Source organism: Flaviramulus sp. BrNp1-15, assembly GCF_022259695.1.
Lineage (GTDB): Bacteria > Bacteroidota > Bacteroidia > Flavobacteriales > Flavobacteriaceae > BrNp1-15.
The window spans coordinates 2,521,657-2,545,409 of sequence record NZ_CP092099.1; the positions used below are offsets into that span (position 1 = coordinate 2,521,657).

Annotated in this window: 22 protein-coding genes; 9 read left to right on the forward strand and 13 right to left on the reverse strand. The window is 31.9% G+C overall.

Annotated elements, in window-relative coordinates:
- On the forward strand, positions 1-1,077 hold the full coding sequence (locus tag MBM09_RS11055; protein WP_238673787.1) for a DUF6090 family protein: 1,077 nt from the start codon (positions 1-3) through the stop codon (positions 1,075-1,077).
- Between the two features lie 228 nt (positions 1,078-1,305).
- Here MBM09_RS11055 and glyA read toward each other — a convergent pair whose 3' ends face one another.
- On the reverse strand, positions 1,306-2,577 hold the full coding sequence (gene glyA, locus MBM09_RS11060; RefSeq protein WP_238673788.1) for a serine hydroxymethyltransferase: 1,272 nt from the start codon (positions 2,575-2,577) through the stop codon (positions 1,306-1,308).
- A 202-nt stretch (positions 2,578-2,779) separates the two neighbouring features.
- On the opposite strand from glyA, the gene fahA reads away from it, so the two are divergent.
- The 3 genes from fahA to MBM09_RS11075 all read left to right on the forward strand — a co-directional run bounded on the left by fahA (position 2,780) and on the right by MBM09_RS11075 (position 5,589).
- Positions 2,780-4,063, forward strand: a complete 1,284-nt coding sequence (gene fahA, locus MBM09_RS11065; protein ID WP_238676334.1) for a fumarylacetoacetase — start codon at positions 2,780-2,782, stop codon at positions 4,061-4,063.
- 125 nt (positions 4,064-4,188) lie between these two features.
- A complete protein-coding gene (locus tag MBM09_RS11070) occupies positions 4,189-5,367 on the forward strand; it encodes a hypothetical protein (RefSeq protein WP_238673789.1) in 1,179 nt (392 codons plus the stop codon).
- A gap of 78 nt (positions 5,368-5,445) precedes the next feature.
- Positions 5,446-5,589, forward strand: coding sequence for a DUF5679 domain-containing protein (locus MBM09_RS11075; RefSeq protein WP_238673790.1), 144 nt, complete (start codon positions 5,446-5,448; stop codon positions 5,587-5,589).
- Positions 5,590-5,718: 129 nt separating this feature from the next.
- On the opposite strand, the gene MBM09_RS11080 is transcribed toward MBM09_RS11075, so the two are convergent.
- From MBM09_RS11080 to ytxJ, 4 genes are all read right to left on the reverse strand, one after another.
- On the reverse strand, positions 5,719-7,155 hold the full coding sequence (locus tag MBM09_RS11080) for a nucleoside hydrolase-like domain-containing protein (protein WP_238673791.1): 1,437 nt from the start codon (positions 7,153-7,155) through the stop codon (positions 5,719-5,721).
- 13 nt (positions 7,156-7,168) lie between these two features.
- Positions 7,169-7,495 carry a gamma-glutamylcyclotransferase gene (locus tag MBM09_RS11085; protein WP_238673792.1) on the reverse strand — a complete coding sequence of 109 codons (327 nt, stop codon included), beginning with the start codon at positions 7,493-7,495 and terminating at the stop codon, positions 7,169-7,171.
- Positions 7,496-7,563: 68 nt separating this feature from the next.
- Positions 7,564-9,342 (reverse strand): DUF885 family protein, encoded by a 1,779-nt coding sequence (locus MBM09_RS11090; RefSeq protein ID WP_238673793.1) that lies wholly within the window; start codon positions 9,340-9,342, stop codon positions 7,564-7,566.
- Positions 9,343-9,440: 98 nt separating this feature from the next.
- Positions 9,441-9,830: a bacillithiol system redox-active protein YtxJ gene (gene ytxJ / locus MBM09_RS11095; RefSeq protein WP_238673794.1), complete on the reverse strand. Its 390-nt coding sequence runs from the start codon at positions 9,828-9,830 to the stop codon at positions 9,441-9,443.
- 158 nt (positions 9,831-9,988) lie between these two features.
- On the opposite strand from ytxJ, the gene clpB reads away from it, so the two are divergent.
- The gene (gene clpB / locus MBM09_RS11100; RefSeq protein ID WP_238673795.1) at positions 9,989-12,598 is read left to right on the forward strand and encodes an ATP-dependent chaperone ClpB; all 2,610 of its coding nucleotides are present in this window, start codon (positions 9,989-9,991) and stop codon (positions 12,596-12,598) included.
- Positions 12,599-12,708: 110 nt separating this feature from the next.
- On the opposite strand, the gene mqo is transcribed toward clpB, so the two are convergent.
- Positions 12,709-14,184 carry a malate dehydrogenase (quinone) gene (mqo, locus tag MBM09_RS11105; RefSeq protein WP_238673796.1) on the reverse strand — a complete coding sequence of 492 codons (1,476 nt, stop codon included), beginning with the start codon at positions 14,182-14,184 and terminating at the stop codon, positions 12,709-12,711.
- 107 nt (positions 14,185-14,291) lie between these two features.
- On the opposite strand from mqo, the gene MBM09_RS11110 reads away from it, so the two are divergent.
- The 4 genes from MBM09_RS11110 to deoC (MBM09_RS11125) all read left to right on the forward strand — a co-directional run bounded on the left by MBM09_RS11110 (position 14,292) and on the right by deoC (MBM09_RS11125) (position 17,143).
- Positions 14,292-14,888: a TetR/AcrR family transcriptional regulator gene (locus MBM09_RS11110; RefSeq protein ID WP_238673797.1), complete on the forward strand. Its 597-nt coding sequence runs from the start codon at positions 14,292-14,294 to the stop codon at positions 14,886-14,888.
- A gap of 50 nt (positions 14,889-14,938) precedes the next feature.
- Positions 14,939-15,430: a thioesterase family protein gene (locus tag MBM09_RS11115; RefSeq protein WP_238673798.1), complete on the forward strand. Its 492-nt coding sequence runs from the start codon at positions 14,939-14,941 to the stop codon at positions 15,428-15,430.
- Positions 15,431-15,647: 217 nt separating this feature from the next.
- Positions 15,648-16,379: a deoxyribose-phosphate aldolase gene (gene deoC, locus MBM09_RS11120; protein ID WP_238673799.1), complete on the forward strand. Its 732-nt coding sequence runs from the start codon at positions 15,648-15,650 to the stop codon at positions 16,377-16,379.
- A gap of 98 nt (positions 16,380-16,477) precedes the next feature.
- Positions 16,478-17,143, forward strand: a complete 666-nt coding sequence (deoC, locus tag MBM09_RS11125) for a deoxyribose-phosphate aldolase (RefSeq protein ID WP_238673800.1) — start codon at positions 16,478-16,480, stop codon at positions 17,141-17,143.
- 46 nt (positions 17,144-17,189) lie between these two features.
- On the opposite strand, the gene MBM09_RS11130 is transcribed toward deoC (MBM09_RS11125), so the two are convergent.
- The 7 genes from MBM09_RS11130 to MBM09_RS11160 form a co-directional block, all read right to left on the reverse strand.
- Complete coding sequence (locus tag MBM09_RS11130; protein ID WP_238673801.1) at positions 17,190-17,939, reverse strand: DUF6503 family protein; 750 nt, start codon at positions 17,937-17,939, stop codon at positions 17,190-17,192.
- Positions 17,940-18,007: 68 nt separating this feature from the next.
- Positions 18,008-18,862 (reverse strand): biotin-dependent carboxyltransferase family protein, encoded by an 855-nt coding sequence (locus tag MBM09_RS11135; RefSeq protein ID WP_238673802.1) that lies wholly within the window; start codon positions 18,860-18,862, stop codon positions 18,008-18,010.
- On the reverse strand, positions 18,855-19,586 hold the full coding sequence (gene pxpB, locus MBM09_RS11140) for a 5-oxoprolinase subunit PxpB (RefSeq protein ID WP_238673803.1): 732 nt from the start codon (positions 19,584-19,586) through the stop codon (positions 18,855-18,857). The genes MBM09_RS11135 and pxpB overlap by 8 nt, the downstream gene beginning before the upstream one ends.
- A 6-nt stretch (positions 19,587-19,592) precedes the next feature.
- Positions 19,593-20,333 carry a 5-oxoprolinase subunit PxpA gene (pxpA, locus tag MBM09_RS11145; RefSeq protein ID WP_238673804.1) on the reverse strand — a complete coding sequence of 247 codons (741 nt, stop codon included), beginning with the start codon at positions 20,331-20,333 and terminating at the stop codon, positions 19,593-19,595.
- A gap of 24 nt (positions 20,334-20,357) precedes the next feature.
- Entirely contained in the window at positions 20,358-21,464 is a 1,107-nt protein-coding gene (locus tag MBM09_RS11150; protein ID WP_238673805.1) for a DUF2891 domain-containing protein, read from the reverse strand.
- A 111-nt stretch (positions 21,465-21,575) separates the two neighbouring features.
- A complete protein-coding gene (locus tag MBM09_RS11155; RefSeq protein WP_238673806.1) occupies positions 21,576-22,127 on the reverse strand; it encodes a hypothetical protein in 552 nt (183 codons plus the stop codon).
- 22 nt (positions 22,128-22,149) lie between these two features.
- On the reverse strand, positions 22,150-23,685 hold the full coding sequence (locus tag MBM09_RS11160) for a YifB family Mg chelatase-like AAA ATPase (protein WP_238673807.1): 1,536 nt from the start codon (positions 23,683-23,685) through the stop codon (positions 22,150-22,152).
- Between the last annotated feature and the right edge of the window lie 68 nt (positions 23,686-23,753).

Here is a 23,753-nt window from a genome sequence, read left to right on the forward strand (position 1 = left end):
ATGATAAAATTCTTTAGAAAAATTCGCAAAAACCTACTCTCAGAAAATAAATTTAGTAAATACATACTGTACGCTATAGGCGAGATTGTTCTAGTTATTATTGGTATTCTTATCGCGCTTCAAATAAATAATAAAAACGAACAGCGAAAAACCGAAAATAAAATTGTTTCTATTTTAAAAGAAGTACAAAATGATTTAGGACTAGATATTCAAAAATCGGACGAACTAATTGCCTATTACAAAACACGAGATTCAATCATCAACTTAGTAAAAGCAGATAAACTAACCTATGATGATTATAAAAATGAAAATCGAAATGCTTTAATATTTGTAATTATGAACGCTTTCCACATGAAAATTCATGCAAATGGATATACCAACCTCATAGAAAATGTTGATAATGTTCCAAAAAAAATGAAAGCAATTATTGAGCCATTACACGATATATATATTTATAACAAATACGAAATAGACAAGTTCGATAAGCGATTGGACTTGATTACAGATAGAGTGATAGACAATTTAGCCAAAAGTAAAGATTGGTATTACAGATTAGATCAGCCTCAATTAGAAGATGAGATGATTAATTTTTTCCTGAATGATCCTTATTATAAAAATGATGTATATCTATACCAAAATGCTGGCTGGATAAATTTGTCATATCATGTTACTGTATTTAGAGAAAACGCAATTAATGCATACAAACAAATTAACGCACTTATTGAAAGTAATGAACCGCTTCCCGATTTTATACCACATAATTTAATTCATCTAACCACAGCACAACTAAATGAATATGTGGGTAATTTTAAGGTTGTAAAGTTTGAGGGGTATGATGGTCCAATTCCAGATTTAAACTATAAAATTCAGATACAAGACAATGGTCTAGTAGGCGTTATGAATGGAGATCTTGAAGATATGGATTATTTCTATTTTGAAACAACAGATAAGATATTTGGTCAGACTGATATTTACCTCAAAGGAGAGTTTATAAGAGATAGTTTGAATGAAATTACATCTTTGATTATTATGAAAAATGGAATGGGAGCTCACTTAAATAAACTTGAAACTAATTAGAAAAAATTAATAACGAAAGGCTAACACTGTGTATAATTAATTGCTATTTCTAGCCTACTTACGAAAATCCTCACGGATTTTCTATTCGGCTTGTATTTTCTAAATTCGTGGCTTAACCACGTAACTATTCTTATACGAAACCGTTAAACGAACTCTCAAAATTATTATAAAGCAAAAATCCTGCTAAAAAGCAGGATTTTTATATTCTATATATTAATTTAATGACGATTAAACAAACAACGGTTTGTTTTTCATCATTGCATTTACTTTTTCTTTTACAGCTTCTAGAGTAGCTTCATTATCAAAGTTAGTTATTACTTCATCAATTAATTCTACAATCGCAACCATGTCTGCCTCTTTTAAACCACGTGTAGTAACTGCTGCAGTTCCTAAACGAATTCCTGAGGTTACAAATGGCGATTTATCATCAAAAGGCACCATATTTTTATTTGCTGTAATATCTGCTTTTACAAGAGCTTGTTCAGCGTCCTTTCCAGACACATTTTTATTACGAAGATCAATTAACATCATGTGGTTATCTGTTCCACCAGAAATAATATGGTAGTCTTTTGCAACTAGCGCTTCTGCCATAGCATTGGCATTTTTCTTCACTTGTAATTGATAATGTAAAAATTCATCAGTTAAAGCTTCTCCAAAAGCAATTGCTTTAGCAGCAATAATGTGCTCTAAAGGTCCACCTTGATTCCCAGGGAAAACCGCGGAATCTAACAACGACGACATTTTACGTAAGTTTCCGTTCTTTAATTTTATACCAAACGGGTTATCAAAATCTTGTCCCATCATAATCATTCCTCCTCTTGGACCTCTTAAAGTCTTGTGAGTTGTTGTAGTAACGATATGACAATGAGGAAGCGGATCGTTTAAAATTCCTTTAGCAATTAATCCTGCAGGATGCGAAATATCTGCAAGTAATATAGCTCCAACGCTATCTGCAATCTCTCTAAAACGTTTAAAATCAATATCGCGAGAATAAGCAGATGCGCCTGCAATAATTAATTTAGGTTGTTCTTTTGTAGCAATCTCTTGTATTTTATCATAATTTAAAACACCTGTCTCCTGCTCTACACCGTAAAAAGAGGGTACATATAATTTACCTGAGAAATTTACTGGCGACCCATGTGTTAAATGACCACCATGAGACAAATCGAAACCTAAAATTTTATCACCCGGCTTTAAACATGCGTGATAAACCGCTGTGTTTGCCTGACTTCCAGAGTGAGGTTGAACGTTTACATAAGCTGCCCCAAACAATGTTTTTGCTCTATCAATAGCTATTTGCTCTACTTCATCAACAACTTCACAACCTCCATAATAACGCTTTCCAGGGTAACCTTCTGCATATTTATTAGTAAGAACAGAACCTGCAGCCTCCATAACTTGATTGCTTACAAAATTCTCTGATGCTATAAGTTCAATACCATGTAGTTGGCGTTCTTTTTCAGCTTTAATAAGTTCAAAAATTTGTTCGTCGCGTTGCATAAAATTAATTTCTTGTTAAATATTGGGCAAAAATAGGAAATACATTATTTAAATACATTAAAAAATATATATTTACCCCTAAGTTTTTAACTGTTTTATTAACCATTATCGGTAACTTATATTTTACTTGTTTTTTTCGATTAAAATAAAAAAAATGTGTAGGTTTGATAAGAATTCAATAAATTAAATGAAAAATAAAGTTATGCCATTATCAGCTAACAATCCAGATAGAAAGTCGTGGTTACACGTCGATAAAAATTCAGATTTCCCAATTCAAAATATTCCTTTTGGTGTGTTTTTAACACGTGATGATATTATTACCATTGGAACGCGAATTGGCGATACTGCTATAGATCTAGGAGCTTTACATCAATTAGGTTACTTTGATGGAATTCCTTTAACTGATGATATTTTTCTTCAAGATACTTTAAACGATTTTATTGCAGATGGAAGAAAAACATGGCGTGCCGTAAGAAATAGAATTGCCGAAATATTTGATAGCAATAACGATACTTTAAAGCAAAATAAGCACCATAAAGAGATTGTTTTATTTCGTTTAGATGAAATAGAGATGCAATTACCTGTTCATATTGGTGATTATACTGATTTTTATTCAAGTATAGAACACGCTACCAATGTGGGTACCATGTTTAGAGATCCTGATAATGCTTTGTTACCTAATTGGCTACATATTCCTGTAGGGTATCATGGTAGAAGTTCGTCTATTATTCCTTCTGGAATTCCTGTACACAGACCTCAAGGACAAACACTGCCTAATGGAGCAACCGAACCTATTTTTGGGCCTAGTAAATTAGTGGATTTCGAACTGGAAATGGCTTTTATTACTACCGATGCTAACGATTTGGGAGAACCTATACCTATTGCAGAAGCAGAAGAATATATTTTTGGTTTAGTGTTATTAAACGATTGGAGCGCTAGAGATATTCAAAAATGGGAATATGTGCCGTTAGGTCCGTTTTTAGCTAAAAATTTTGCGACATCAATTTCCCCTTGGATAGTGACTTTAGATGCACTTGAACCATACAAAGTAGATGGGCCAAAACCCATAAAACCTCAACTGGATTACCTAAAATATAAAGGTAAAAAGAGTTACGATATTAACTTAGAAGTAGCCATACAACCTAAAGGTGCTAAAGAAACTGTAGTTTGTAAATCTAATTTCAAACATATGTATTGGACTATGGTACAACAACTTACTCACCATACCGTTAATGGTTGCCCCGTACATTCTGGAGATATGATGGGTAGCGGAACGATTTCTGGCTCTACTCCAGATTCTTATGGCTCTATGCTAGAGTTAACCTGGAAAGGCGAAAAACCCTTTAAAATGAAAGATGGTAGCGAGCGTAAATTTATTAACGATAACGATACCGTTATTATGAGAGGTTTTTGTGAAAAAGATGGAACACGAATAGGTTTTGGAGAAGTGTCAACAAAATTACTTCCTGTTTATAATAAAAAATAAGAATAATCTTATAAATATTTTATTTTTTTAGCATTTTAACCTATTTATTAGCATTTCATCTATAGTTTCAGTATTTTGGCACTACTATTGGATAAACCAATCAATACACCAAAAAACTATAACCCATGAAAAAATTATTACTCTTCACAATAGGCTTAATGTTAGTAGCATCTTGTAGCACTAGCAAGAAAATTGAAAAGTCCTTAAGCGTTGGAAACTATGACCTTGCTATAGCTGATGCTATTAGCAAATTACGTACTAATAAAGACAAAAAAGGAAAAGCTGATTTTATAACTATGCTACAGGAAGCTTACAACAAAGCTACCGAGCGTGATTTAAGCAATATTGATTTTCTTAAAAAAGATAGTAATCCCGTAAACTTTATTCGTATTTATGATGCTTACGTTGGTTTAGACAATAGACAAGAGCGTATAAAACCACTACTACCTTTATATGTAAATGGTAGAGAAATTAATTTTAATTTCAGTGATTATACAAGTCAAATTATTAATTACAAGAATAATGCTTCAGAGCAACTTTACAATAACGCTAATAATCTATTAAACTCTAATAATAAACTTGATTATAGATTAGCTTATGACAACTTTAGAGAGATTGAAGATATAAATCCAAATTATAAAGATGTACGCCAATTGCTAGAAGTAGCACATAATAAAGGTACAGACTTTGTTTTGGTAGATATGATTAACGACACCCAAAAAGTGATTCCTGTAAGGTTAGAAAATGATTTATTGAATTTTAGTAGCTACGGACTTAACAATTTTTGGGCGGTTTATCATAACACTCCAGAAGAAAAAGTAGAATACGATTATAACATGCGTGTTAATTTAAGAGCCATTAATATATCGCCAGAGCAAATTAAAGAACGTCAGGTTATAAAAGAAAAACAAATAGCCGATGGCAAAAAGAGTTTATTAGATGACAATGGGCAAGTTGTAAAAGACAGCCTTGGTAACGCCATACAAGTAGATAATTTAAAAACTGTTCGTTGTGAGTATTATGAGTTTACTCAGTTTAAATCTACTCAAGTAACAGGTAATGTAGAATATGTTAATTTAAAAACTAACCAATTGGTTGATGCTTTTCCAGTAACCAGCGAATTTATTTTTGAGCATATTTATGCAACATCACGCGGAGACCGAAGAGCTTTAGATACAAGTTTAATACCTTTTCTAGAAAGACGCGCTGTTCCTTTCCCTACCGAAGAACAAATGATTTATGATACAGGAGAAGATTTAAAACTTCAATTAAAGAATATTATAAACTCTTACACCTTAAGGTAACAGAAAAGACTTAACTTTTTTGGGGGTTACCATTATAAAACTTACTTTTAGAGTCAACGAACCTTTAAAAATTAAAAAATGGAAGCATATTGTGTAAAGTGTAAGACAAAAAGAGAAATGAAAGATGCCGCAGAAACTACTATGAAAAATGGAAGAAAAGCCATGAAAGGCAAATGTCCAGAATGTGGTACAGGCATGTTTAGAATAATGGGGAAATCATAAATACCCTTTTCTTAAAACATAAAAAAACTCCCAAAGTAATTTGGGAGTTTTTTTGTTACTTTTTTTGTCAATATTAGTGTTATATAGCTACAATAAAATACAACTATTGATCTAAGTTTGGCTAATCTCTTATTTTGGAACTACTGTTATAATTATTCTTTTATAGCGTGATAAGGAAGGTTCTCCTTTATCAGTAACTCTAAGTATGATGTGAATAGTTTCAGGTTTAGTAACTTCTGGGGCTTGACCATGTATACCATGAGAATTTTCAGGTTGACCAAGTTCAAAATCTCCTTTATAAGTTCCTGCTTCAATGTAAGGAAACCATAAAAAACTCAGGCTATCACCATCTGGATCAGTTGAATTAAATGCATCTAAACTAAAACTCTCTCCAGATCTAACAGTCATTCTATCTGAATGAGATAAAACTGGAATAGGTGGATGATTTACGTCTTCAAAAGACTTTGTACACCAATCCATTCGAGCTGCAAAATCATTTTGAAAATCGTTTCTCCAACGCCATAATGAGACTTTGTTATCTTTAAAAGAAATAGTGTCTTTTTTAACTGCTCGGTTATATGGGTTATGTATGTATGGTGTATGATTATCTATTGCATTTGTCCAAATTTTTCGTGTTTCAGCTTCAAAAGGAACTCCTGAACCACCTTTTTTCTGTTTAGAAAAATCTGGTTGATAGAATTCGTATCGACCACCCCAGCTACCCCATTCTGGATGTTCTGCTTCATTTAATCCATTGGGTATTAAAGATAAAAATGCAGGTGTATCTCCTTCAACTCCCCAAGAAACATCTGGATATTCACTTCCCAGAGGGCCATGGTCTTGTTGAATATTTTGTGCAATCCAATCATTACTTATTTCTGTATTATCTATTCCCTTTACAACTGTATTTATACCATTCCAAGTTGCACTACCATAGTCATCACCAGGACTAACTATAAAAAATAAATCTGGAAAATTATTTCTTATCCAAATACCACTATCATCTTGATCTGAAATAGTATAAACTCTTAACTTTGAAATCAATTTTTTAGCTTCATTCTTACTTTTAGTATTCTTTATTTTATACAACGATTGTGCTAAAGTATTTACTCCTCCCCAAACAGAAATCCACAATGGTCTGTCATCATTTTCTTCTAATATTTTTATTATCCAATCAGAGCCTTCAGAGTCCATACCCTCTCCTACTCCAGTCATTCCATACTTAGGCAACCCGCTCTTAACGAGATTTAAAAGTGTTTTTTCTTCTGGAAAACCTTTTTCGTGTACTAGTAAATTAGGCTTTATTTTACCATATGCCTTTAAAACTCTTGTAACAGATTCTGGATTTACCATGGATTTATGCCAGCATGATGTAGTAGCTACCAAACCCTTGATATCAATTGTATTTGCATATAATAATAATCGAACTAACGATTGAGTATCATCTGGATCTGCTTCAATATCTGTTAAGACAATAACACGTTGTTTTTTTGTTTCTTGAGCCTGTAAAGGCGTATATAGTCCAAATAAAAGTAAAACGACTATCAAATAAATTTTAATTTTCATAATAGTGTATTAATTAATTATTTTTTAAATAATCTCCCGAAGTTATTAATTTTAAATGTGTTGTAGGGTAATTATAAACATAAACCCAAGTAGGTATAGGTTTATTATTTACAAATGCAGTTGTAGTAACTCGTTTAAATAAATGTTCGTCTACACCTTCATAATCATCTAAAGCTTTAAAAACAGTTTCTGGGTTTTTAATTTTAAAAAGCATACCATGTACTTTCTCAGAAGTATTATTGCTTAAAATAGCTCCAGGAAACCAAGATATCATGTATAATTTTCCATAACAATACCCTTTGCCTATAAATTGAGCATGAGATGCCAAAAATTGTGACATCTCATGCTCTGAGTTTTTTAAAAGGGTACCGTATACAAATAGATAGTCCAAGGTTAAACTATTTGAAATTATTTATTTAATGCTACCCAATTATCTATTTTATTTTCTAATAATTGTAATGGAATACAACCTGTTTCTAAAATTTCATCATGAAACTCACGAACATCAAACTTATCTCCAAGCTCCTTTTCTGCACGAGCTCGTAATTCTCGTATTTTTAACTGCCCTATTTTATAAGACAAGGCTTGTCCTGGATTAGCCATATAGCGCTCTATTTCACTTACTATACTAGCTTCTTCTTCTGCTTCATTTTCTAGAGAATACTGTATAGCTTGTTCTCGTGTCCACCCTTTTGTATGAAGGCCTGTATCTACAACCAACCTAATAGCTCTGTGAATTTCGCTACTTAACATACCAAAATACTGAAAAGGATCTTTGTATAAACCTAGCTCCTCACCCATACTTTCGGTATAAAGCGCCCAACCTTCTCCGTATGCGCTATACCATAATGTTTTTCTAAAATCTGGTAATTCTTCATTTTCTTGGGCCAAAGAAATTTGAAAGTGATGCCCAGGAATAGCCTCATGTAGAAATAAATCTTCCTTATCAAATATATTATATGTTTCTACTTCTGGTATTGGTGTATAGAAAATTCCAGGTCGTGTTCCATCCAATGAACCTTGACTGTAATTTGCAGCAGCAGATTTCTCTCTAAAAGGTTCTGTTCGTCTTACTTCAAAAGGTGTTTTTGGTTGTTTTCCAAACAATTTATCTATTTGAGGCTTCATAACGTTATGTATACTATCATAATAAGCTATCACTTGTGCTCTATCTGTAAATGGCATCAAACTTTTATTTGTTCTTACATAGTCAAAAAAAGCATTTAAATCACCTTTAAAACCAACTTTATCTTTTACTGCTTCCATTTCACCTCTAATACGAGCCACTTCATTTAAACCTAATTGATGAATTTCATCAGCAGTCATATTTGTAGTGGTATATTTTTTAATTTGATGTTGGTAATATGAAGTTCCTAAAGGTGTAACCGCTGCAATACCATAATCTTCTTTTCCTGCTGGCAAATACTCCTCTTTAAGAAACGTTACCATATCTTGATGCGCTGGCATAATTTTATCGGCAACCATAGTTTTGTAAGCCTCTGTAAGCGACTCTTTGTCTTCATCGGTAAACGTGTCAGGAAATAAATTTACAGGTGAATAATACAAGTTTTCATCTACATTACCTGTAGCTAAAACTTCAAATTGTGGAATTACTTTAGCGATTAAAGATTTTGGTAAAACATAACCTTCTTCAATGCCTGTTTTCATGTTCGCTTTGGCAGAATCAAGCCAAACTAAATAAGCATCAACGCGTTCTAACCAATTTTTATAATCTTCAACAGTATTAAATGGTTGTGATGTTGTTCCGCTTGCCCATTGATTAAAATCTAGATTTTTAGACCACATTTGGTCTAATGGCATTAAATCTTTCTTAAAGCTAAACTCATCAAGATTTATATTGCAATCCCACAGTAAAACGGCTTTACTCATCTTATCTGTATCACTTAATAAAGAATCATTAATAGATGCTAATTCTTCTTTATACTTTATATAATAAGCCTTATTTTGTGCTTTGTAGTCTTCTGATAAGGAATTGGGATACTGATTATTATAACCTTCTATACCAGCAGACGTTGCCTTTGTAGGATTAAGTTCGTAACCTTCGTTATTAAAATTTTCTAAAAGAGTATTAAAATTATTCTTAGTAATTTCTGCTTTATTTTCTACATCCTTTTTACATGATATAAATAATGTAAGCAAAAGAATCAATGAAAGGTTTTTTTTCATTTTTTTTAGTGATTTTAGTTTAAACAAATATAATGAAACCGATAGTTATTTATCAGTTTATAATAGTTGTTATACACTAAAAATGAAAATAGTTTAATTTAGATATACTTACTTAAATCAACATCATTAATAGCACCATGACTCGCGTGTGCAACCACAACGCCATTTTTAATCACTAATATCTGAGGAGATTCGTGTATAACTTGAAATTTATAGCCAACTTCGTTAGAAACGTCTCTATAATTTAATAGATCTAAGTAGTATAAATCTAAATCTTTTTCAGTAAAGCCATAAGCCTCAACAAATTGACTCATTACCATTCTGCTAATACCACAGCGGGTTGAATGTTTAAAAATCACTTGTGTTTTTGTGCTAGATTTAGTTTCAATAAATTCTAATTGTGGTAATTCATTTAGAGGAATCCAAGGCAATACTTTTTCTTCCTTTTGTTCTGCCGAACCACCAAATATCTTGTTTAATAATCCCATTTTTTGTGTTTTGTAAATGATAAGTCGAAACTAATTCTAAATCTTACAAACTGACTAAAAGTCAGAAAAACAAAGACTTAAAAAGACATTTTGTCTATTAAAAGCTATTGGTAAGATAATTGACTTATTCATTTCGTAAAGAAAAAGAATTTAATAATATGAACTTAAATAATTATACAATAAAATCGCAAGAAGCCATACAGCAAGCGCAACAAATTGCGCAAGGTTATGGTCATCAACAAATAGAAAATGAACATATTTTTAAAGGTGTTTTTGAAGTTGATGAAAACGTTTTACCATTCATTTTAAAAAAATTGAATGTTAATATAAACATTCTTAAACAGGCTTTAGATAAGCAATTAGAAAGCTTCTCTAAAGTGTCTGGTGGCGAATTAATGCTTTCGCGAGAAGCTGGAAAAGCCTTAAACGAAGCTTCAATTATCGCTAAAAAAATGAAAGACGACTATGTGTCTATCGAGCATTTAATCATTGCTATTTTTAAATCAAATAGTAAAATTGCTCAAATGTTAAAAGACCAAGGCGTTACAGAAAAAGGTTTAAAAGCAGCTATTGAAGAACTTAGAAAAGGTGAAAAAGTAACCTCACAAAGTCAAGAAGAAACCTATAATTCATTAAACAAATACGCAAAAAACTTAAATCAGTTAGCTAAAGATGGCAAACTAGATCCAGTTATTGGTCGAGATGAAGAAATACGAAGAATTCTTCAAATCTTATCTCGTAGAACCAAAAACAATCCAATTTTGGTTGGTGAACCTGGAACAGGTAAAACCGCTATTGCAGAAGGTTTAGCGCATAGAATTATAGATGGTGATATTCCTGAAAACTTAAAAGACAAACAAATTTTTGCTCTAGATATGGGGGCACTTATTGCTGGTGCAAAATATAAAGGTGAATTTGAAGAGCGTTTAAAAGCAGTTATAAAAGAGGTTACCACTAGCGAAGGAGATATTGTGTTATTCATTGACGAAATCCACACGCTTGTGGGTGCTGGTGGCGGACAAGGCGCCATGGATGCAGCAAACATTTTAAAACCAGCTTTAGCTCGTGGTGAACTTAGAGCTATTGGTGCCACTACTTTAGATGAATATCAAAAATATTTTGAAAAAGACAAAGCTTTAGAGCGTCGTTTCCAAAAAGTAACCGTAGATGAGCCGGATACAGAAAGTGCTATTTCTATACTTCGTGGCATTAAAGAAAAGTACGAAACACACCATAAAGTACGCATTAAAGATGAGGCTATAATTGGTGCTGTTGAACTGTCTCAACGTTATATCACCAATAGATTTTTACCAGATAAAGCTATTGATTTAATGGATGAAGCCGCGTCTAAATTACGTATGGAAATTAATTCTAAACCAGAAGAATTAGATGTTTTAGATAGAAAAATCATGCAGTTGGAAATTGAAATTGAAGCAATTAAGCGTGAAAAAGATGAAACAAAATTAAAATCATTGCATTCAGATTTAGCTAATTTAAAAGAACAACGCAATGCTATAAACGCTAAATGGAAAAGCGAAAAAGAAGTTGTTGATAATATTCAAAACACAAAACAGGATATTGAAAACTATAAATTAGAAGCAGAACGCGCAGAACGTGATGGTGATTATGGTAAAGTAGCCGAATTACGCTATGGTAAAATAAAAGAAGCTCAAGAGGAATTAGAAAAACTTCAGAAAGAATTAGAAAAAAACCAATCTGAAAGTTCTTTAATAAAAGAGGAAGTTACCTATGATGATATTGCAGAAGTTGTTGCAAAATGGACAGGAATTCCAGTAACAAAAATGATACAAAGCGAGCGTGAAAAACTACTTAAATTAGAAGATGAATTACACAAACGCGTTGTAGGTCAAGAAGAAGCCATAGTTGCTGTTAGTGATGCTGTAAGACGAAGTAGAGCAGGTTTACAAAACCCTAAAAAACCAATTGGTACATTCCTTTTCTTAGGAACCACAGGTGTTGGTAAAACAGAACTTGCAAAAGCTTTAGCAGAGTATTTATTTGATGATGAAAACGCCATGACACGTATTGATATGAGTGAATATCAAGAACGTCATGCGGTAAGTAGATTGGTTGGTGCACCTCCAGGATATGTGGGTTATGATGAAGGTGGTCAATTAACAGAGGCTGTACGTAGAAAACCTTACTCTGTAGTGCTTTTAGATGAGATTGAAAAAGCGCATCCCGATACATTTAACATCTTATTGCAAGTGTTAGATGAAGGACATTTAACAGATAATAAAGGACGTGTGGCAGACTTTAAAAACACCATAATTATTATGACATCCAATATAGGAAGTTCTATAATTCATGATCGATTTGAAGCTACAAAAGACCTAGATTCTGCTATTGAAGCTGCGAAAGTAGATGTATTAGCATTGTTAAAACAAAGTGTTAGACCCGAGTTTTTAAACCGTATTGACGACACAATTATGTTTACACCTTTAAGTAAAGAAAACATTACTGCTATTGTTGGTTTACAAATAAAAGGGATTACAAAAATGATAGCACAACAAGGTATTACGTTTGATGCTACACCAGACGCTATAAAATATTTAGCCGATAAAGGTTATAATCCAGAATATGGTGCACGACCAGTAAAACGAGTAATACAAAAAGAAGTTTTAAATGCCTTAAGTAAAGAAATTTTGGCAGGAAAAGTAACAACCGATAGCATTATTTTACTTGATGCTTTTGATGATCAGTTAGTTTTTAGAAATCAAGGTGATTTGGTTGTAGAAGAGTTTTAGACTTAAATAAAACTATTTGTAACAAAATAGAATAAAATAAGTCTATTAGTTGGTTGGTTAGTTGGAAAGCAACATGATTCTTTTTATAAGATGATTGTTGCTTTCTTTATTTACAACTTCAATGCTTTTTTAGAATTTTCAAGGGTTTCCTTAAATAATTCTGGTGTTAATTCTTCTTTCCAAACAGGAACTATATCTTTTAACAACCGTTTTCCTTTTTCAGAATTAACTATTTCAGGAAAAGCAATTTCAAAAACTTCTAACATAATGCTTGTAGCTGTTGATGCTCCAGGAGAAGCTCCTAACAAAGCGGTTATACTTCCATTTTTACTCCTCACTACTTCGGTTCCAAATTGTAAAACACCTTTTTCATATTCATCCTTTTTTATAATTTGTACCCGTTGTCCTGCAACTAAAATTTCCCAATCCTCACTTTTAGCATTTTTTACAAATTTTCGCAAATCATCCATTCTGTCTTCATGAGATGCAGTTACTTGTTCTATAAGATATTTTGTTAATGGTAAATTATCCCAAAACGCTCCAAGCATTGGCTTTATATTATCAGACTTTATTGAGCTAGCTAAATCAAAATAAGACCCTTCTTTTAAAAACTTTGGACTAAAACCAGCAAAAGGACCAAATAACAATTCTCGTTTTCCGTTAATGAATCGCGTATCTAAATGCGGTGTAGACATTGGTGGATCCCCAATTCCTGCTTTACTATAAACTTTAGCATAATGTTGATTTATAATAGCTTTATTTTTACAAACTAACCATTCACCACTAACAGGAAATCCTCCGTAACCTTCCTTTTCTTCAATTTCTACCTTTTGTAACAAAAGTAAACTTCCTCCTCCTGCTCCAATAAAAACATGTTTAGCATCTAAATATAGTTTACGATCTGTTTTTAAGTTTTTAACTTCTACAGACCATTCAACTTCCTCATCGGGATCAATATCTAAAACTTCTTCATTGCAATGAACAGGAGTGTTATATTTTGTTTCTAGTATTTCAAATAGTTTTTTTGTTAATACACCAAAATTCATTTCGGCTCCACGTTCTATTCTGGTGGCTGCCATAATTTCATCATCACTCCTATCTTCCATTATTAAAGGAAACCACTCGCTCATTTTTTTAATACCCGTGGTAAACTCCATATCCTGAAACATAAAATGATTTTTTAAAGCCTTAAACCTGCTTTTTAAATATTCTGAATTCTCTTTTCCTTTTACCCAACTGTAATGCGGAACAGGTTTAATAAAATCTTCTGGCGAGTCAATTAAATTTTTATTTACCAGATACGACCAAAATTGTTTTGATACTTCAAACTGTTTACAAATTTTAAAAGCTTTTTCACAATTGATAGACCCATCTTCGTTTTCTGGCGTATAATTAAGCTCACATAAAGCAGAATGACCTGTACCGGCATTATTCCAAGCTGCAGAACTTTCTAAACCAACTGCACTTAATCGTTCTAAAATAAGCACTTTTAAATCGGGTTTAAGAGTTTTAACCAATAAAGCCAATGTAGCACTCATTATACCACCACCAACACAAATTAAATCGTAATCTTTATCTACATTCATTTACTCTAAATCTAGTTTTATAATTTTCTAAAGATAGTTAAGTATTATAAAAATATGTAAGCAAAAAAATATACCAATTGGTATATTTTTTATATTTTAGCTAAACCATGAGCACAAAATCTCAACTTACAGCAAAATATATCATAGAAGTTTCTGCTCCTATATTCAATAAAAATGGGTATGCAGCTACAAGTTTAAATGATATTACAAAAGCAACGGGTTTAACAAAAGGCGCAATATATGGGAACTTTAAAAACAAAGAAGATCTCGCCTACGCATCGTTTAAGTATATGGTAAAGTCTTTAATGAAACCGTTATCTGAACACCTTAAACTAAGTAAATCACCAATTCAAAAACTATTTTTAATAACCGATTTCTATAGAAATTATTATCCGTTTAGCAAGCAATTAGGTGGTTGCCCTGTATTAAATATAGGTGTTGATGCAAATAATAGTAATTCAGATTTACTTAATAAGGTGAGAGATACTATTCAGCGAATTCAGGACAAACTCTGTTCAATTATTGAAACTGGTATAGAAGAAGGAGAAATTTCTACTGAAATTAATGCTATGCAATATGCTAAACGTATAGATACCATGATACAAGGCGCTATTTTTATGACATATACCATGAATGATGAGTATTATATGAATGATACCATGAATCAAATAGACGAAATTATTACTAACGAACTTAAACTCTAATATTTTTTTAACCAACAATATACCAAATGGTATATTTTAATTTTTTAATTATGAAACCACTTCCAAACGTATTACAAAGCAAAACAAAAATAAGATTTCAAGATTGCGACCCATTTAATCATCTTAACAATGGTAGCTATATTAACTACTTTATGAATCATAGAGAAGATGTACTACTAAAACATTACGGATTAGACATCTATGAAATGGCTAAAACAAAGGGTAAAAGTTGGGTGTCTAGCAGCAACCAAATTGCTTACTTAAAACCAGCATTTCTTATGGAAAATGTAATAATAGAATCGCAATTAATTAAATATTCTGATAATGAATTGAACGTTGAAATGCGCATGTATAATGAAGATAAAAGTCATTTAAAATCTATTATTTGGTGCGGATTTGTACATTTCAATTTATTGGCGCAAAAGCGTGAAACCCACAATGAGGATTTAATGCAATTATTTGATACTGTTAATAACTCTACACATGCCAATACTTTTGAAGAACGCCTTCTTCATTTGAAACAAAAACTAGTAAAAAGTTAATAAAAAAATAGGGGTTTACAATAATTTGATAATAAACCAGTTAATTATTGTTAATGAATTTGTTAATAAAAAACTTACAATTTCTGGACATAATACCGATTAAAATTTTTAAATTAGCTTCATATAAGACCCTGAATTTTACACAAAACAGACAAATAATTAATAGTTTATACACATTTAATTATTGTATAAATTGCTTAAAACCCTACTAACAACTATGAATATATCCAAGTACATAGATTACACTCTTTTAAAATCAACAACAACAGAACATGAAATTATAGAACTTTGTCAAAAAGCAAAGGAAAATAATTATCATAGTGTATGTGTTAACAGCTGCTATGTTTCTTTAGCAAAACAGTTATTGGCTGATACAGAAGTTAAAGTGTGTACTGTAGTTGGATTCCCTCTTGGTGCTATGTCTACACATTCAAAAGCCTTTGAAGCAAAAAAAGCTGTTGAAGACGGAGCAAATGAAATTGATATGGTTATCAATTTAGGCTACCTAAAAAGTAGAAATTATGTATCAGTTTTAAGAGATATTAGCGATGTAAAATTTGCTATTAGTAATACACCTTTAAAAGTCATCATAGAAATATCCGAATTAAATAAAAACGAAATTATTAAAGCTTGTGAAATCTGTTTAGATGCAAAAGCAGATTTTGTTAAAACTTCTACTGGTTTTGCTAAAAGCGGTGCTACATTAACTGCTGTTAAGATTATAAAGAAAACTGTAAAAAATCGAGCTAAAATAAAAGCTTCTGGCGGTATTAGCGACTATGAAACTGCATTAAAATATATTGAAGCAGGTGCTGATAGAATTGGAACATCTTCTGAAATATTAGAACCAGCAAATAATAACTCTCAAATTAGAAATTCCAAAATATACAAACAGTATATTGATAACATGCAAAAAACTGGTCTAACAAAAACAAGTTCTACCGTATAAAAGTGTTAGAAAAGTTTAAATTTCACACAGCAAAAAAACCTTAATTCAATAATTGTTTAATACATTTGATACGTGTAATTTTTAATAAAATTAACACTATGAATTCTATAAACAATTATATAGACCACACGCTTTTAAAGGCTACAGCTACTAAAACCGAAATCATTAAGCTTTGCCAAGAAGCAAAAGAACATAACTTTTTTTCAGTTTGTGTTAATAGCTGTTATGCAGCTTTAGCCAAAGCAGAGCTTAAAAATAGTAATGTTAAAGTTTGCTGCGTTATTGGTTTTCCTCTTGGTGCCATGAGCACTAAGTCCAAAGTTGAAGAAGCCAAAGCTGCTTTAAATGATGGTGCGGATGAAATTGATATGGTAATCAATATAGGATTACTAAAAAGTAAAGATTTTGATGCGGTTTGGAAAGATATTGAAGGTGTAAAACGTATTATGCCTAACAATACACTTAAGGTTATTTTAGAAACTTGCTATCTTGAAGAATTAGAAATCATAAAAGCTAGCGAGCTTGCTATACAAAGTGGAGCCGATTTTATAAAAACCTCTACCGGTTTTGGAAGTGGTGGCGCTACCATTCATGATGTAGAAATCATGAAAAGTGTTGCTAAAAATGAAATTAAAATAAAAGCTTCAGGCGGTATAAAAGACCAAAAAACAGCTTTAGAATACATAAATCTAGGTGTACAGCGCCTTGGGACATCCTCTGGAATTACAATTCTTAAAGATGAATCATCAAATTCTAATTATTAAAACTATAGCTCTTTTAAAGCTTTTAAGAATTTTTTTATTTTAAATACTATTCAACAGTATTAATCTGAACAGATATATTTTCTAATTCTATTTTTGAAAGTAGTTCTAATTTACCTTCTTCAAAAACAGCATCTAAGTTTTCTAAAAATGTATTTTTATCTTTTGGCTTGTAGTTATTATAATCTACTAATCTAATACCATTTATAAACCTTTCGTTGTAAGCTTCACGAAAACGTAAACCCACACCGTCGCTTTCCGCATAAGAATAAGCTAAATAATCTACTTTAAATGTTTCCGCATTTACCCAATAGATAAATACATCATCAAAATCTTCACCTCCACCTTCTTCATTAAAAGTAACTTTTATTTTATGATAGTTATTTCCCTTTATTTTAAAGTTACCTAAAGATATCTTATTCACTGCTTTATCATTCAACCCAAAAGGCAACACCGAGAAATAGTGTACAGAGTTTACCGAAGCTGTATATTTTACAGCCATGGAATCTGGAACATGAACTAAAGTATCATTTACAAATCTTTTAAAACCTTTATTATCTAAAACATCTTGAATAACATTTAAAGAGTCTTTAAACGTTCTTTCTAATTGAAATTTCCAATTGTTACGAATAGCCTTGTAATGTCTATCTCTAAAATCGAAAGCTATAGTTGCATTTTTAAATAGATTCCCTCCACTAACTTCAATCGACTTATTGATAATTAAGTTAGCATCTTTAACGTCTTGCTCGCAGCTTAAAATCAAAATTAAAGATATAAAAAAGAAAAAGAATTTGTTCATAACAACAGTAATTTTAAAAGTCTGTCGTAAAACTAACGAATACATAACCCTGCATCTATAATCTTAACTTAATATTTAGAATTAAGCTTAAAACTAATAGTATTACCCGTAAACTTTTGAGCTAGAATACTAATAGCAGATTCTTTTAACTGTAACACACGTGGGTAACCTCCTGTAGTTTGGCAATCACGCATTAAAACAATAAGCTTTCCAGAAGGAGTTAATTGAATAGTTCCTGGAAGTACCGCCGATGTAATTATAGGTTTTAAATTATTACTTAAAGTTTCATTTAATTGATAAGCCATTCTATTGTTATCTTTTGAAATAGTAAAATCCTTTGAAAACAATATGTCTTGTTGATTTTTAGAAAGGCAATCAAATTCTGTCCCTTTAAAAACTTCAATAGTTTTAGAACTGATGTAAGATGAATCAATTTTTACCGAAGCATTTTGAATACCATCAAATTTAGAGGATTCTAAAATAGCAATTTCATCGTTTTTACGAAGTATAAACTGTTTAGTTATGTTTTGATACATACTTTTACTATTCATAACAGTTTCTGTCTTAAAACCACCTGAAACTGCCAAATAAGAACGAAATCCTGTAATTAATTTACCAAAGGATAAAACATCATCTGGTTTAACGCTTATTATTTTATTTAATTGAATCGCCTGATTATTAATCTTTGCAGACATATCTGCCCCAGAAATAGCAATATACGTTTGTGATTTAAATTGAAGCGTTGGTCCCATCATGGTTATTTCTAAAACAGCATCATTTTCATTATTACCTAACAATGCATTTGCTAAAGCTGCAGCTTTTTTATCCATAACACCAGAATAAGGCACACCAAATTCTTGAAAACCAGAACGTCCAAAATCTTGAATGGTAGAATAAAAACCTGGCTTTAAAACCTTAATCATCTATCACCTCGCTTTCTATTTGATAAACTTTGGCATCAACCAAGGTTTTAATATCGTGATGTTCTTTTAAGCTAATTGGGTAAAATTGAATACGGTCTCCAGACTTTGCAAAACAGGGTTGATCTTTTGATGCATCAAAAAAATTAATAGGTGAATTTCCTATAATATTCCAACCTCCTGGACTCGCATTTGGATACACACCAGTTTGGTTTCCACCAATTGCAACAGCTCCTTTTTCTATTTGTAATCTTGGTGTAGATTTTCTTGAAACATGAAGTGTTTTATCTAAACCTCCTAAGTATAAAAACCCAGGTAAGAAACCAATAAAATAAACCGTATAAATGGCTTGAGTATGCAGCTTAATTATGTCTTCTTTTGATAGTTTTTTTCCTTTTGAAATTAACTCCATATCAAGTCCAAATTCATCATGATAACATACTGGAATTCTCCATAAAAGCGAATCTGTTTTATAAAAATCAATTTCTTTGCTATAGATTTTATCTATAATAGTTGTTTCAGCTTCAAAATCATTTACACACTTATTGTATATAATTAATAATGAGTTATATGCTGATTTTAATTCAACTAAAGATTTAATATGACTGTTTTTGATTTTTTGTTTAAAATTAATGATATCTTTTAAAATATCACCATCAATAACCTGAGTCCACTCTACCAAAATAGCACGTTCACCATATGGTTTGTATGTTAGTTTAAAAGCCACTAAAAATTATCGAATTTTAATACCATGTAATTCTAATTTTTCTTTTAAATTTTTAATCAAAATTACTGCTTTTGGGTGGTCTCCATGAATGCAAAATGTATTAGCTTTAATACCTATTTCATGACCTTGAATAGTCTTTACTTTTCCTTTAGAAATCATTCTAAAAACATGTTCAAATAATTCATTTTCATCATCAATTAATGCGTCTTTTTCTTGCCTTGAAACTAGAGTTAAATTGTCATTATAATTTCTATCTGCAAAAGCTTCATATGTAATATTAATTCCATTTTGTTGAGCCAAATCTGCAATAACCGATTTATAAGGCACATACAATTTTATTGGCAAAACTATGCTTTTCATAACCTCAACTAGTACTTTTGCAATACGTTCATCTGTGGCTGCTAAATTATAAAGTGCACCGTGAGGTTTTACATGGTGAAATATAGCATGTTGTTCGTTTAGAATACTAACAAGGCTATTTATTTGTTGTTTTACTGATGTGAATAAAGCCACACAAGACATATCCATAGCTTGTCTGCCAAAATTTTTTTTATCTGGAAACGATGGATGCGCACCAATTTTTACGCGATGTTTCTTAGCAAGTTTAACTACAGAAGTCATTGTTTCAACATCACCTGCATGACCTCCACAAGCAATATTACATGAAGCAATATAAGGCATTATCTGGGGTTCGTTACCAATCCCCTCACCTACATCTACATTAATATCTACAATTTGATTTTCCACTAAACTAATTTAGTGAATTCTAATTTATTTTGATGTAGAATTGAGCGCATAAATAGCAAAACTTCCTAACCAATGTCCGCCCTCATAACTATCGCCTACAATACTTGGTAATGAGTAATTTACATGTTGATTTGCTATATTTTTTAAATGATTGTATTCTGGTAAACCTTCGGCGATTGTATTTAAACTCCATGCTCGGGAGAAATTTACACCATCTAGATGTACTAAATGCCCATCGGTTCTATCAGATACCACACCAACTTCCAAACTGTAATTTTTATTTTTTAATTCTGGTAAAAAGGCTCTCAACCAAGTTTTAAATTCTGCTTTTGGCAACAAACGTTTCATTAGAGCAGCTTCTTCTAAACAGGGTGATAAAAAATCGCTCCCACTAGGCTCCCAACGCATCGGGCAATTATTATCGCTTATAAAGAAGTATTTAGCACGGTCTTCTATAGCTATTTTTAAAGCGTCGTGCTTAACAGTTTTAGCATAATCGTAAGCAAAACTTAACCCAAATGCTGTATTGGTGTGCGTTCCTACACGCAACGGGTAATTTAGTTTTGGTAAAAATGCAATATATTTATCAATAATTAAATCGGTTAGCGGTTGTAAATTACTTTCTAGTTCCCTTGCAATTGGTGCATCCCAAGTATGCAATTCTTCTGCAAGTTTAAGTAACCACGCCCATCCATAAGTACGTTCGTAAGATTTGTTATGCTTGCCATTAAAGTATTCAACTTCTGCTAGTATTTTTTCTTTTGATATGTTTTTAAGCAAACGAGCTTTGGCTTCTTCAGCTTTTTCCATGTTTGGAAATTGCTTTAGTAAACTTACCAAACTCCAATGCCCATGTACCGCCGAATGCCAATCGAAGCAACCATAGAATGCCGGATGCAATTGTGTTGGCGGTTTCAAATCTTCTTCACCACCTAAAGTTTGTGATAGCTTGTTTGGGTATTCTATATTCATGCAATGCAATGGTAGTTCTGCGAGTGTATTAGCCTGTTTTAAGTTGAGAATTGGGATTTTAGCGATTTCAACTTTTGGGGTTTCTATTGGTTCTTTTTCTTTTGAAGTGTTGCAACTAAAAGCTAATATTACTAATAAAATTATTATGATTTTTTTCATTATCTAAAAGTAGAAAATAGTTTATAAGTTTAATTACAAAAGGTCGCTAATTGTACTTCGAAGTTACAAACTTCGAAGGGGAGATGTTATTATTTTTTTTAAATTATATATTTACCAAATTTTCACCCTAAAAGGAAAATGGTAAGTAACACTCTGATTTACACCATTTCTTATAGCTGGCTCAATTTCTGGAAAATTCATCAATACTCGATTTAGCTCTATTTCTACTTTTCCTTTCAAGTCATTACTTTTGTGAAATTTTATATCTTTAATTTTTCCTTCTGAGTTAATTGTAAATTGAATTAATAAAAACACCGAAGTACCTTTTTTATAATAATCATAAGGTGGCCTGAATTTTTTACGCAAAATTTCATAAAATTTATTTTTGAAGCAATCTTGCCTATCGGAATTTAAAGTCAACTTTCCACATTTTCTTTTAAATGTAGGAGCTAATCCATAGCCATCTTCAAAAGACGCATTAACTATTGGGTAATTCCTATTTGGTCTAACAAAATCCTTAAAATATCTTCCTCTTAATGAATCATATTCAATCAGATCATATTTAAAATATTTATCCTGTTCATACTTTGTTAGAGAATCTTTTTGTGAATAGGAAAAAGATATAAATAAAAGAAAAAGAATTAATATGCATTTATTTTTCATAATTAGTATGACGTATAAAATTCTAACCCAACCACCCTTCTCTATCCAAACTCCTATACTGAATCGCCTCACTAATATGCGAGCCATTTACAGCCTCAACACCTTCCAAATCGGCGATTGTTCTAGAAACTTTTAAAATTCTATCATACGCTCGCGCAGATAAATTTAAACGTTCCATAGCGGTTTTTAATAGCTGTTTAGACGCTTCATCCAAAACACAATATTTTCGAATTTGTTTGGTATTCATTTGTGCATTGTAATGCACTGCATCGCTTTTTGCAAAACGCTTAGTTTGTATTTCTCTGGCTTTTGTAACGCGTTTTCTAATATCTACAGAGGTTTCACCTTTTCTGTCTTCTGATAGTTTTTCAAAAGGCACGGGCGTTACCTCAATATGAATATCAATTCTATCTAATAACGGACCAGAAATTTTACTTAAATAGCGTTGCATTTCGGCAGGACTTGACGTTACAGGCGCATCGGGATCGTTAAAATAACCTCCCGGACTTGGGTTCATACTCGCTACCAACATAAACGACGATGGATACGTCACTGTAAATTTGGCACGAGAAATAGTAACTTCTCTATCTTCTAATGGTTGACGCAACACTTCTAAAACACCTCGTTTAAATTCGGGTAATTCATCCAAAAACAACACCCCGTTATGCGATAAGGAAATCTCTCCCGGTTGTGGAAATGCCCCACCGCCGACAAGTGCAACGTCGCTAATAGTATGATGTGGGCTCCTAAAAGGGCGTTGCGCCATCAATCCTGTATCTTTTACACGACCAACTACGGAATGTATTTTTGTGGTCTCTAAAGCTTCATGAAGCGTCATTGGAGGCAAAATACTCGGTAAGCGTTTTGCTAGCATCGTTTTACCAGCTCCTGGTGGACCAATTAAGATAATATTATGTCCGCCAGCAGCTGCAATTTCCATGCAACGCTTAATGCCTTCTTGTCCTTTAACATCAGAAAAATCAAACTCTGGAAAATCTAAACTTTTATAAAACTCTTCACGTGTATTAATAATGGTTTGCTCAATAGGGTCGCCTTTATCAAAATAATTAATAACCTGTTTTATGTTATCTACACCATAAACTTCTAAATCGTCAACAATAGCAGCTTCTTTAGCGTTTTGTTTAGGCAGAATAAAACCTTTATAACCTTCTGCTCTGGCTTTTACAGCAATAGGTAATGCGCCTTTTATGGGTTGCAAACTGCCATCAAGAGACAATTCTCCCATAATTAAATAACGCTCTAAGTCTTCGGCTTTAATTTGTTTGGAAGCTGCCAGAATACCTATGGCTAAAGTAAGATCGTAAGCACTTCCCTCCTTGCGTAAATCAGCAGGAGCCATATTAATAGTTATCTTTTTTCCGGGAATTTTATAACCGTTATTTTGAAGTGCCGCAGCTATACGGTAATTACTTTCTTTAATGGCATTATCTGGCAATCCTACTAAATGATACCCAATACCTGAATCTACATTAACCTCAACAGTTATGGTTGTGGCCTCCACGCCAAAAACAGCGCTACCAAAAACTTTTTTAAGCATATAATTTGTTTACAGCTTAAATGTAAGAAATGTATTTGTAACTGAACAATAAAATCCTTTTGCTCAAT